This window comes from Streptomyces sp. NPDC002055 (genome assembly GCF_040296705.1).
GTDB lineage: Bacteria > Actinomycetota > Actinomycetes > Streptomycetales > Streptomycetaceae > Streptomyces.
The window spans coordinates 47,995-60,093 of the sequence record NZ_JBEOXS010000034.1; the positions used below are offsets into that span (position 1 = coordinate 47,995).

The following is a 12,099-nucleotide window of genomic DNA, read 5'->3' on the forward strand; positions in this document are numbered from 1 at the left end:
GATCCTCAGGTTAGCGGCCGTTCACGAGTTCCGGGAGGGCATCTTTCAGCTATGAGGCCGGAAGCGTTCACAGGGTGGCCGCCCGGCGGGGTGAGTCCGCTTCCGCGACACTTCCGGCATCGCGCACCGGTGTCGGCCCAGGCCGAGTTGACACGTCAGGGGCCAGCTGTCCCGCTAGATTGACGGCGTGATCGTTCGGGAGGCCGGTGAACGTCGTGCGCGAGGCTGGTACCTCGCGGCCGCAGGAGTGTTCGCGGTCGGCATGGCAGGGACCACGCTCCCGACGCCGCTGTACGGGCTCTACGAGGAACAGATCGGGTTCTCCGAACTGATCGTGACGGTGGTCTTCGCGGTCTACGCGCTCGGGGTGATCGCCGCACTGCTGGTCGCCGGTGACTTCTCCGACCTTCTGGGCCGACGCCCGGTGCTGCTCTTCGCTCTGGGCCTGTCGGTCCTGAGCGCGGTGTGCTTCCTGGGTGAAAGCGGACTGCCGCTGCTGTTCGTGGGACGGCTGCTTTCGGGATTCTCCGCGGGGCTCCTCAGCGGGGCCGCGACAGCTGCCGTGCTGGAGCTGGCGCCCCCGGAGCGGCACGGTCAGGCGGCATTCGCCGCCACAGCCGCCAACATGGGCGGCCTGGGCTGCGGCCCGCTGCTGTCCGGGTTCCTGGCGCAGTACGCGCCCTGGCCGCTTCGACTGCCCTTCCTCGTACACATCGCCTTGCTCGTGGCGGCCCTCGCCGTCACCCGCGCCCTGCCGGAGACAGTGGCGCGCCGCACTCCCCGCCCGCCGCTGCGCCCTCAGGGCATGGTCGTACCTCCTGAGACGCGCGAAGCGTTCGTACCGGCTGGGCTGGCCGCGTTCGCCGGCTTCTCTCTGCTCGGACTGTTCACCGCAGTGGCGCCGGGCTTCATCTCCCAGGTCCTGGGGGAGCACAATCTCGCCGTCACCGGCGTGGTCGTCTTCTCGGCGTTCTGCTCCTCCACCGTCGGCCAGTCCTTGATGGGCCGGGTGGGCGTGCGGCGCGCGCTGCCCACCGGTTGCCTGGTCCTGACGACCGGCATGGCCATCGTGGCGTCCTCCCTCCTGGTGGAGTCCCTGCCGGTGCTGGTCGCAGGCGCAGTGGTCGGGGGCCTCGGCCAAGGCCTGGCTTTCCGCGCGGCCATGACCAGCGTGAGTGCAGTGGCTCCGAACGAGCGCCGTGGCGCGACGATCTCAGCCTTCTTCGTCGTCGCCTACGTCGGAATCTCCCTGCCGGTCGTGGGGGTCGGTGCACTCACCCTGACTCTGGGGCTGCGCGACGCGGGTCTGGTCTTCGCAGCTTGCGTGATTCCGCAGTCGGCCGGCGTGGGCATGTTCCTCCTGCGCCGACCGCCTCAAACGGACTGACAGCGGGCAGCAAGCGTCGTGACCCCCACCGCAGGCCCATGCCACATGGGGAGCATCTGCAACGCGATGCGGCTCGGACCACGATGGCGCTCCACTCGGCCCGGGCAGGTGTGGGCCGGGGCCGCGGGGCATCCCAGACCGGTGCCCGGGAGCTGCTGCAGTCAGCGGCATCCATGAGACGGGTGTCGACGTGACGTGATGGAGAGCTCACCAGGTGTGCTCTACTCGCATAGATCAGTTGGGGCCGCTATGCGTGCCGCGACGGGCTTGGCGGGCGCGACTCAGCAAGGATCCTGAGCGCGCGGAGACTCGGGGCCCACAGCTGACGGCGATCGACCTGGACTGGAACTGCCCCCTTTTGTGGGTGTTAGATGGGAAGCGTCACGAACGTGGAGACGTGCCGTAACGGCGGGCAGCCGCCAGGCCGCGATTGCCCGGTATCGGGAAGACCCGGTGCGTGACGAGCTGGCGCCGGTGCTGCGTTGAGCGCTCTTGGCCAAGTCCATGTCCGAGCCTTCGCATGAGGAGCACTGTCATGACTGCTGCCAGCCCGGTCGTCCTCGAGCCTGCGGCACAGGACGTTGCCGAAGGGTTCTCGAAACCGCCGTTCTTGTACGAGATGGCGCCGGCCGATGCCCGGAAGATCCTCGCAGACGCGCAGTCTGCGCCGGTCAGCAAGCTCCCGGTCGACGAAGAGTGGATCACGGTGCCCGCCCAGGTGGGGGACGTCCGGGTACGCATCATCAGGCCACAGGGCACTACTGGCATGCTGGTGCCGGTCATTGTGTACATGCACGGTGGAGGCTGGATCCTCGGCAACGCCGAAACCCACGACCGGCTCGTGCGCGAACTCGCCGTCGGCGCCGGTGCGGCGCTCGCATTCGTGGAGTACCCGAACTCGCCGGAAGCCCACTACCCGACTGCGATCGAGCAGGGCTACGCCACCGCCCAGTGGATCACCCGAGACGGGGCATCCAAGGGCCTGGACGCCGGCCGCATGGCGGTGGCCGGCGAATCGGTGGGCGGCAATATGGCGGCCGCGCTGGCGCTGATGGCCAAGGAACGCGGCGACGTCACCTTCCTGCAGCAGTCGATGTACTACCCGGTCACCGACGCGGCGATGGACACCGCGTCGTACGAGCAGTTCGCCACCGGTTACTACCTCACCCGCAAGGCGATGGAGTGGTTCTGGGACGCCTATACCACCGACCCGGCACAGCGCGCCGAGATCACGGCATCGCCGAATCAGGCCGGCACCGAGCAGCTCACGGGCCTTCCGCCCGCTTACGTGTGCGTTGACGAGGCCGATGTGCTGCGCGACGAGGGAGAAAGCTACGCCACCAAGCTCCGCTCAGCCGGGGTCCCCGTGACCACCGTGCGCTACGACGGAACCATCCACGACTTCATGCTGCTCAATGCGCTCAGCGAGACCCGAGCCACGCGAGCCGCCATCGGCCAGGCCACCGCCTTCCTGCGCGCCGGGCTCGGAACCGGCTGAGGCACCGCACACGACACCACTCGTCCAGAACGCGGCCACCAGGATCGGATGCGACCGGATTGAGCGGCGATCGCACCTGCCGGCCATGAGGCCGCACGGCCACCCGGATCCCATCCTCAAGGCGACCCGGAGTGCTGCGTCACGAGCCGTTGATCAGTTTCTTGACTTCAGGCGGGAGGTCCGAGCCGGAGTAGGAGACGACGAGCCTGGCATCTTCGGGGGTGTCCCCGACGGCGATCGCCACTTTCGGAGAAATGCCGTCCACCGCATAGGCGGTTTCCGTGCTTCCGGAATTCTCCGCATCGTCCTTTCCGGTGTCGCCACAAGGCGCATCGGTCGCGGTTCCCAGCTTGTCCGCAACCGTGAAGTCCACGTTCGCAACGTCCCGGTACATCCTGCCCTGGTAGCTGAACTCGGCCGCGCAGGACCCCGCTCCCTCGTTGCTGCCATCTTCGGCCGTACACCCGGCGATCGACACCATCACCGTTGCCGCCAGGAGCATGCCTGCGGATCGCACGGCTCGGGTCATCAGCGTTCCTCCTCAGTAAATGCTGCGCAGCGCCATGACGTCTCCCTTACCGAGAGTCCTTGTCTTCGTCGAGCAGGCGTCGATGCTCGTGAACATCGTGAGCTCTTCGTGCCCCGAACCGACATGGTCAAGCCCGAAGACGTGTCCGGCTTCATGCGTGCCTACGGCGCGGATGTCGTACTTGTTCCGGCAACTTCTGGTCGGCTTGTTCGTGAAGTCGTAGTCGGTCGTGTTGAAACGGACGTCGGCCTCACGCAAGTCATTCTTGATGCCGGGCATGGGCCAGGTCCAGGAGCAGGTCGCAGCGAGCACGCCGCTGCTGAGGTTGCCCGCGTCCCAGGTGCTCAGTCCGTCCCGGTCGGTGCACATGGTTCTGCTGTTGATGTCCGCTTCGTAGCTCGTGGGTGCCCGGTAGTTTTCCTCCGCGCCGACCTGGTCACTGAGGCCGCAGTTGTTGGAGCTGTCGGTGATGTTGTCAACGGCGTCCCAGAATGCCCACTTGGCGTCTGTCCGTGACAGCCCTCCGGGCATCCCTCCGTCGCCGATGTACCACTCGTAGGAGCCGTACTCCTTTTGGTCCATGGTGGAGTAGGCGCCATCGTTACAGGCGCCGGAGGCGGCCCAGCCGTCCGCCTCGGGAATCTCGCTCTCGCCCGGTGCACTGGTGTCTGCCGCATCCGCGTCGGCAAGGTCCGACTCCTGCGACAGGTCGGCCGCTGTCTGGGCAGGCTTCGACAGAACGTCAGGGACATCGGATCCTGCGGTGGACGAGTCCGCGTCAGCACCGGTCAGGTCGTAGGAAACCTTCCCGTCGGCAGCGACTTCGAGTTTGAACCCGTGCGTTTCGCCATCCGTTGCCAAGGCGGAAACACTCACTGCCGTCCCGGGTTCGGGAACCGTCACGCCGGTGCCGTCGTAGGCGACGACGCGACCGACCGCCCTGCAGGCGACCACAGAGCTGCCGGCGGGCAGATCTCCTGGGCTCAGGTCTCCTTCGTCGGGAAGGTCACAGACCTCAGCCCCACCTGGCCCTTCCGTGGCCGCCTGAGCGCTGCTGATGGTTCCTGACAGTACCGCCACAAGCGCGAAAGCCATGGCCGATCTGCCTATTCGTCCTCGACTGCGTGCAGTCATTCTTCACCCCCGAATATGTCCCGCCATGCGGGCCCGGACAAGAACTCGATCACCGTAGCCACGACCGCTCGCACAGGCTCTCGATTTTCGCGTTTAGGACAACTTTCCGCTTCAGACGGCCGATTCACGCCGCACCGAACATTTTGGAAGCTTGAATTCCATTCGGATTGCGCGCCCCCGCTAACACAGGAAGCCGGCATGAGGGTCCGACGAGTTATCAAAGTCGCCGAGAAATGCGTGTCTTCGCCGACCAACAGGGCACCGCCATCACGGACCTGCTGCGCCGACATGGGACAGCCACGACAACGCAGGCCTGGGCGGCCTCGGGCCCGGCCTGGGTGGAGGCCGAGCCCCCGTGCCCTCGGCAGCGCGGCCAGAGAACAGCGGTCCTCACCGCGCGGCCCACGACCCGCCACACCGGCCGGTCGGCCCCCTACCGGGGCGAGCCCGGCCGGGCTCGGGCGGCAGGGCGCGCAGGGTGCCGACCGCCTGCCCGCCCTCCGCAGGACGGAGAGGGGGAGCGTGTGTGGACCCTCGGGTCCCGGTGTCGTCATGGGGATGGTCGTACGCGGAGCTGTCCATGTCCCGGACACTGCCTGGTCCGCAGGTGTTCATGACCGAGGGCACAACTCCGTTCCCGGCCCCCTTGTCCAACCCGATGACCACAAGCACCACGGCGCACTGACATCCCGAAGGGCTACTTCCGCATGCGCACCTACAGCACCATCGCTGCTACCGCCACCCTTGTCCTCGCCCTCGGCACACCCGCCCTCTCGCCGGCCGCCCAGGCAGCCCCGGGAACCACGGCCACGCTCGTCCACCAGGACGGCGAGCTCTGGTACAAGGCCGCCCCCGGCCAGCAGAACAAGCTGACGGTCACCGAAGAGATCGAGCACCGCGGTGAGTTCGAGTCGTACTACGTCCTCACCTTCCGCGACCGGTACGACGTTGCCATCGACGCGAGTGCGGCGAGCTCGGACGAGTGCACGTACCCCACGCAGGGCGACCGCACCGTCGTACGCTGCGCGGTCGGGATCCCGCAGAACTCGGATGACTCGGAAAGCTACGACATCGACCTCGGCGACAAGGACGACACCGCGACGCTCGAACAGGACAGCGACGCATGGGCCGCGGTATACGGCGGCAAGGACAACGACGTGCTCAAGGGGCCCGTGTCCGCCATGCTCCACGGGGACGACGGCAACGACCGTCTCGACGGCGGCGGTGGTCCCTTCGGCTTCGGCTCCTTCGGCGGCCCGGGGAACGACACCCTCACCCACTGCGGGCAGGACTGCTCCGGCGGATCCGGGAACGACTCCCTGACCGGTACCGGCGAGGAGAACACCCTGCACGGCGACGACGGCAACGATGTTCTGCACGGCAGCGGCGGCGCCGATGTCCTCTACGGCGGCAAGGGCAACGACGACCTGTACGGCGAGGCGGGTAACGACACGCTGTGGGGCAACAGCGGTGACGACGTCCTGTGGGGAGGCCCGGGCACCGACCAGCTCTCCGGCGGCCCCGGCCGCAACGAACTGCACCAGAACTGAGCCTGTTTCTCACCCCGCGTTCTCACAGGCTCCACCGAGTTCGTTCCGTTGTGCCTTGAGTTGCGTGGCGCTCCCAACTCGGGTGAACGCCTCACGGTGAAGCGGTGTCTGATGCCCCAGGCACTACCTGGACGCCAAACGCAACGCGTGCAGCTATTGGGCTCCTTACTGGACACGCGTATTGCCGGCGACGCCCTGAACGATCTTGCTCAGCCCAGGAAGCTCAGCCGCACCTGACGGTTGGGGTTTGTCCTTGTTGGTGTCCGCCAACCTCCGCTAGGACAACCCCTGGCCTATCCGGATTGCGACGCGCACCTGCCTGGCGCCGTGGTCGTCCCCTTCTGGGATGACCACGGCAGCTGGGTCACCAGCGAGGCATGCAGAAGCCAGCCATGACTAGTCCGCCGCGCTGATATCACGAGCCCCTAGCCATAATCCCCATGCCGCAGCCGGGCCAACGCGGTGGCCGCGAGGGGTACCACCGCCAGTCATCGATTGCCGGAAGCGGATAGTCGCCTCCCGATACGGACAGGGCGGAGCCGCGGCGCCTTCTAGGGTTCCGGTGAATTCGGTGCTCAGGAGGCGTGGATGAAGAGCTGCCGCGGCGCGCGGACGGCCGTGATCGTGGGTGCGGGTGTCGCCGGTCTGACGGCGGCGTCGGCCCTGGCGCGCAGGGGGTGGCGCGCCGAGATCGCCGAGGCCGCCCCGGCGACGGCGACGTCGGGGTGGGGGCTGTGCCTGACCGGCCCTGCGCTGCGCGCGCTGGACGAGTTGGGACTCGCGGACCGGTGTCTCGCCGAGGGCTACGGGATGGCCGGCATCACGCATGTGGACGTGAACGGCGAGTCTGCGGACCGGGTCCAGTTGCCGCGTCTGATCGGCGCGGAGCGGCCGGCGATGGCCGGCATGGCGCGCCCCGTACTGCACCGGGTCCTGCGGGAGACGGCCGAGCGGAGTGGGGTGGTGGTGCACTACGGGATGACGGTCGCGGCGGTGGACCAGGAGCAGGAGTTGGTCCGTGTGCGGTTCTCGGACGGGACGGTCCGGCAGTTCGCGCTGCTGGTGGGCGCGGATGGCATCCGCTCGTCGGTCCGGGCCCTGCTGGGCTTGGCGACCTCGCTCGACTACCACGGGCAGATGGTCTGGCGTGCCCTGGTGCCGCGCCCGCCGTGGGCCACGCGTATTCATCAGTTCGCCGGCGAGGTCGACACAGCTGGACTCATCCCCATCTCGGGCAGCCAGGCGTACGTGTTCCTCACGGAGAACGGAGTAGGACACAGCGCCCTGCCCGATGCCGAACTCGCCCCGCGTCTGCAGCAGCTCCTGGGGGCCTTCCCGGGGCGGGTGAAGGAGATCTGCCCTCTGGTGTCCGCGTCGGAGTCGGTGGTACGCCGCCCGGTCCGGACGGCGTTGTTGGCGGGTGCCTGGAACCGCGGAAACGGCGTCGTCATCGGTGACGCCGCGCATGCGCCGACACCTCAGATGGCCAGCGGCGCGGCCCTGGCGATCGAGGACGGGCTCGTGCTGGCCCACGAACTCGCGTGTCACGAGTCGGTCGGCGCGGGGCTTGAGTCGTTCGTCAACCGGCGTGCACGGCGATGCCGCACGCTCGTTCAGACCTCGGTGGCGATCGTCGGCCTGGAGCAGGCACAGCGTCACCACGAGGCGTACCCGCTGGTCAACGCCTGTCACCAGCAGATGGCCGAGCCCGCGTAACCCTCCATCCGATGCCCACCGTCGATGCCCACCGCCATCGACCGGCTGACCGAACACCTCAGCCGATCCGCCCCATACGAGGAGTGACCGATGAGCGACACAAGCTTGATCACCCACCTGCGGCATATCGATGTCGCCATGCCGAGCTTCGCCGAACAGCGCCAGTTCTACACCGGGTCATGGGGTCTGACGGAGATCGCCGGTGACACGGGTGTCTCGTTCCTGGCGGCCGAAGGCTCCCCGGAGCAGTACGTGGTGCGGCTGCGCGAGGACCAGCAGAAGCGCACCGACCTCATCGCCTTCGGTGCCGCCCACCCCGCCGATGTCGACGCCCTGGCCGCGCAGTTGATCGCGCAGGGTGTGAAGCTGGTGCGGGAACCGAAGATGCTGGACACTCCCGGAGGCGGCTATGCGGTCCGTTTCTTCGACAACGAGGGCCGTGTGGTGGAGGTCTCCGCCGACGTCACCCCACGCCGGCACCGCACGATCGAGGCACGGGAGTCCATACCCGTACGGCTGTCGCATGTGCTGATGAACTCGCCCACACCCGAAGCCACGGTGGCCTGGTACATCAAGCATCTCGGCTTCCGGCTCTCGGACACCCTGTGCATCGGCGGCCGCGGCGAGATGATGTGGTTCCTGCGCTGCAACACCTACCACCACAGCTTCGGCATCGTCCGCGGCCCGCATGCGGCCTTCCACCACGCGTCCTTCGAGATGCGCGGGGTGGACGAGTTCCTGCGCGGCACGGGCCGGATGCAGCGACTGGGCATCGAGCGCCTGTGGGGTCCGGGCCGGCACCGCGCCGGTGACAACTCCTTCAGTTACTACCTCGACCGGGCGGGCAACACCGTCGAGTACACCACCGAGCTCGAAGTCGTGGACGAGGACACCTGGCATCCACACCTCTTCGACCTGACGGACCCGGCCAACGCCGACCAGTGGGGCACGGCCAACGAGATGAACGAATACATTGCCGCCAAATCCCACAATGACGTCGACCCCGGGCTGTTCGTCGCCCCGCCGATCTGAGCGTCCTCGGACCGAGGTGGCCAACATCCGGCCGCAAAAGGAGTTCCCACCATGACGCCGTCATTTACGCGTGAAGCTGTGACCACTCCCCTGCACACGTTCCGCATCACCAAATCTCGGAACCCGGTCGATCTGCTCAACGCTGCCACCCGACTGTTCGGCGGCTCGATCACCACCTCTCCGCTGGACGGCCTGGCCGGCGGAGAGCACGAACTGCGCGGCGTCGCCGCCTCCGACTTCGCGGTCGGCTACTTCGCCTCGCCACTCGACGTCCGCGTCGCTTCGGCGTCCGGCCGCCGCCGCTCCTACTTCGTCAACATAGGTGTTTCCGGCGCCATCGCGGCGACCTGCGGCAGCCTGCACGCGACCCTCGACAAGGCCACCGCAGGAGTCGTCAACCCCGGAGACACTCAGGAGCTGCGCCCCGCCCGCAGCCGGACGCGTTTTCTGGGTCTGCGGATCGATGCCGCCCTCGTCGACCAGGAGTTCGCCGCGCTCACCGGGCAACTGCCGACATCCACCGTACGCTTCGACTTCGCCCTGGACCTGGCCAAACCCAAGGGCCGGGCGGTGCGGCTGCTGGTGCATTCCCTCGTGGAGCAGCTGGACTCAGGAGACCCCTTGTTCCAGCGTGCGGAGCTGCCGCGCAGCCAGCTGCGGTGCATTGCCACCGCCCTGCTGCTGGCCCAGCCCCATACGCATATCGGCGAGCTTCAAGACGGCCCTCACCCCAGTCACCCGCGCTCGGTACGCGCGGCTCTCTCCTTCATCGAAACGAACCTCTCGGAACGCCTCACCCTCAGCGGCATCGCCGCCGCCGCAGACTGCAGCCCACGGACCGTCAGCTCCGCATTCCGCACCCAACTCGGACTGTCTCCCCTCACCTACGTGCGCAATCTGCGACTGGACCGGATCCGCGAGGACGTCCTCACCTCCACCGATCACGTCAGCACCATCGCCTATCGGTGGGGCGTCTCCCACCTGGGCCGCTTCGCCGCCGAGTACCGCGACCGCTTCGACGAACTGCCCTCCGAAACGGCGGCCCGCCGGTAGCAAACCGCCCCTGGAACTGGTGGTGGTCAGGGTTCCGCGCCAAGGCGTGACGTCAGCTTCGGGTCGATGCCGGGCTCATCCCCGCGGGTGCGGGAAGCGGCCGGAGAGCTCGACGATCCGGTTGTGGACCTCGGGCTCATCCCCGCGGGTGCGGGGAGCAGCGGCGCGCCTCGCGCGTGCGGTGGGCGGGACTGGGCTCATCCCCGCGGGTGCGGGGAGCGGGGCGGCGCCTCGATCAGCAACCGCCGGATCAGGGGCTCATCCCCGCGGGTGCGGGGAGCGGGGCATGCCTCTGCGTGTGTCCGTGCAGCGGAGGGGCTCATCCCCGCGGGTGCGGGGAGCGGGCGATGTCCCAGGAGCCGGCGCCGTAGAACTTGGGCTCATCCCCGCGGGTGCAAGGAGCGGCGGTGCCCGAAGCCGTCGCACTTGGACGCGACGGGCTCATCCCCGCGGGTGCGGGGAGCGGAGGGCGAGCAGGCGCGCCGTGCGTCGCAGGTAGGGCTCATCCCCGCGGGTGCGGGGAGCGGTCGTCGAAGGCCGGGCTGTGGCTGCCGTCCTCGGGCTCATCCCCGCGGGTGCGGGGAGCGGACAGCGGAGTTGCTGCGCCGGGCCGAGGCCGCGGGCTCATCCCCGCGGGTGCGGGGAGCGGTTGGGCCGCCAGTTGCGGACCGCCGAGCGGTTGGGCTCATCCCCGCGGGTGCGGGGAGCGGAGATTCGACCGTATCGGGCGGACTGGCCGGGCGGGCTCATCCCCGCGGGTGCGGGGAGCGGCTCTCCCACCAGCCGGCCGCCGGGCCCGGCCCGGGCTCATCCCCGCGGGTGCGGGGAGCGGTGCCGCCCTGGATGACGTTGGTGCGCAGGGCGGGGCTCATCCCCGCGGGTGCGGGGAGCGGCTGTCCTCGGAATGCATCATCCAGGACGATCAGGGCTCATCCCCGCGGGTGCGGGGAGCGGCAGCGGCGTCCCGGTGGCGGATGGGGCGGATGGGCTCATCCCCGCGGGTGCGGGGAGCGGACCAGGCGCTCCGCCCACTTCCTGGCCGTGACGGGCTCATCCCCGCGGGTGCGGGGAGCGGAGACGGCCATAGAGCGCCGTCAGGACCCCTGCCGGGCTCATCCCCGCGGGTGCGGGGAGCGGCCGCGGTTGTCAGAGTTCGTCTTGTTCCCCGCGGGCTCATCCCCGCGGGTGCGGGGAGCGGTCCCAAGCCCAGCCGTCGGGTAGCTCCTGGCTGGGCTCATCCCCGCGGGTGCGGGGAGCGGCTCCAGCCCGTCGCCGTCGTTCGGCGAGCTGCGGGCTCATCCCCGCGGGTGCGGGGAGCGGGTCGGCAGGCACCGCGCCCGCCGGGCAAGGGGGGGCTCATCCCCGCGGGTGCGGGGAGCGGGCCAAGCTGCTGCGCGAGCTGGGCGACGACGTGGGCTCATCCCCGCGGGTGCGGGGAGCGGCGGACCGCCCCCCTCGGAGGGTCCGGCGGGCGGGGCTCATCCCCGCGGGTGCGGGGAGCGGCCGCCGTGCTGGACCACGACGTCTGGGACGTCGGGCTCATCCCCGCGGGTGCGGGGAGCGGCCGCCGGCCCTGTGTGCCCAGCCTCGTGCCATTGGCTCATCCCCGCGGGTGCGGGGAGCGGGCCTACCTGGCCCGCATCGGCTGCACCGAAGCGGGCTCATCCCCGCGGGTGCGGGGAGCGGGCTGCGTGAGCTGCACATTTATCAAGGGGCGACGCTTGTTTCAGCAAGGTTGAGAGAAAAGGGCATACGGGACAGAAAGGAATGCATTCACCTGAGATGCCTCCACGCCACAGACTACGCGTTCACACCGAGGCTTCTCATATGAGGCTGCCAGACCCCCAAGATGCCCCGTCATGGGGCGCGGATCCCCATCGGTCGCTGCCCGGTACGCCTCCGTCAGCAGCTCGGTCAGCCAGGCTTGGTAGGAGCGCTGATCGCGGTTCTCACCGGGGAAGTTGGCGAGATGGTGCGCCGAGTTGCTGGTCACGTACTTGGGTCGCGCGGTGCGACCGGTGCGGTCCGAACGCCCGCCGGAGTTGTACGGCGGGTCGATGATCACCGCCCTGACGCTCTCGTCCGGGAGGGGCTTGAGCACGGTGAGGGCGTCGCCTCGGTGCACCGTGTAGCTCATGAGAAGGGCCTCCTTCAGGGCATGGCGGGGCTGGGGGGCCACTCCGGACGGCGTTCAACAACG

General features: G+C 68.8%; 8 protein-coding genes, 1 pseudogene and 1 CRISPR repeat array. Of the genes and pseudogenes, 6 read left to right on the plus strand and 3 right to left on the minus strand.

All coding sequences use genetic code 11. The annotated features are described in order from the left end of the window. The first annotated feature begins 262 nt into the window (after positions 1-262). Together ABT112_RS21655 and ABT112_RS21660 are read left to right on the plus strand one after the other, a co-directional pair. Positions 263-1,387, plus strand: coding sequence for an MFS transporter (locus ABT112_RS21655; RefSeq protein ID WP_351512003.1), 1,125 nt, complete (start codon positions 263-265; stop codon positions 1,385-1,387). Between the two features lie 535 nt (positions 1,388-1,922). Then, positions 1,923-2,885, plus strand: a complete 963-nt coding sequence (locus ABT112_RS21660) for an alpha/beta hydrolase (RefSeq protein WP_351511958.1) — start codon at positions 1,923-1,925, stop codon at positions 2,883-2,885. A 139-nt stretch (positions 2,886-3,024) separates the two neighbouring features. Here ABT112_RS21660 and ABT112_RS21665 read toward each other — a convergent pair whose 3' ends face one another. Further along, positions 3,025-3,414 carry a DUF6281 family protein gene (locus ABT112_RS21665; RefSeq protein ID WP_351511959.1) on the minus strand — a complete coding sequence of 130 codons (390 nt, stop codon included), beginning with the start codon at positions 3,412-3,414 and terminating at the stop codon, positions 3,025-3,027. A 12-nt stretch (positions 3,415-3,426) separates the two neighbouring features. Continuing rightward, positions 3,427-4,509 carry a matrixin family metalloprotease gene (locus ABT112_RS21670; protein WP_351511961.1) on the minus strand — a complete coding sequence of 361 codons (1,083 nt, stop codon included), beginning with the start codon at positions 4,507-4,509 and terminating at the stop codon, positions 3,427-3,429. A 746-nt stretch (positions 4,510-5,255) separates the two neighbouring features. On the opposite strand from ABT112_RS21670, the gene ABT112_RS21675 reads away from it, so the two are divergent. The 4 genes from ABT112_RS21675 (at position 5,256) to ABT112_RS21690 (ending at position 9,899) form a co-directional block, all read left to right on the plus strand. Further along, on the plus strand, positions 5,256-6,098 hold the full coding sequence (locus tag ABT112_RS21675; RefSeq protein WP_351511962.1) for a calcium-binding protein: 843 nt from the start codon (positions 5,256-5,258) through the stop codon (positions 6,096-6,098). A 588-nt stretch (positions 6,099-6,686) separates the two neighbouring features. Continuing rightward, complete coding sequence (locus ABT112_RS21680; RefSeq protein ID WP_351511964.1) at positions 6,687-7,814, plus strand: FAD-dependent monooxygenase; 1,128 nt, start codon at positions 6,687-6,689, stop codon at positions 7,812-7,814. A 90-nt stretch (positions 7,815-7,904) separates the two neighbouring features. Beyond that, a complete protein-coding gene (locus tag ABT112_RS21685; protein WP_351511966.1) occupies positions 7,905-8,846 on the plus strand; it encodes a VOC family protein in 942 nt (313 codons plus the stop codon). Between the two features lie 51 nt (positions 8,847-8,897). Beyond that, positions 8,898-9,899 (plus strand): helix-turn-helix transcriptional regulator, encoded by a 1,002-nt coding sequence (locus tag ABT112_RS21690; protein ID WP_351511968.1) that lies wholly within the window; start codon positions 8,898-8,900, stop codon positions 9,897-9,899. Positions 9,900-9,970: 71 nt separating this feature from the next. Then, positions 9,971-11,585: a CRISPR direct-repeat array (repeat unit 29 nt; unit sequence GGGCTCATCCCCGCGGGTGCGGGGAGCGG). Positions 11,586-11,775: 190 nt separating this feature from the next. Here ABT112_RS21690 and ABT112_RS21695 read toward each other — a convergent pair. Then, positions 11,776-12,036: pseudogene (locus tag ABT112_RS21695) on the minus strand (site-specific DNA-methyltransferase); the annotation flags it as partial. Positions 12,037-12,099: the final 63 nt, after the last annotated feature.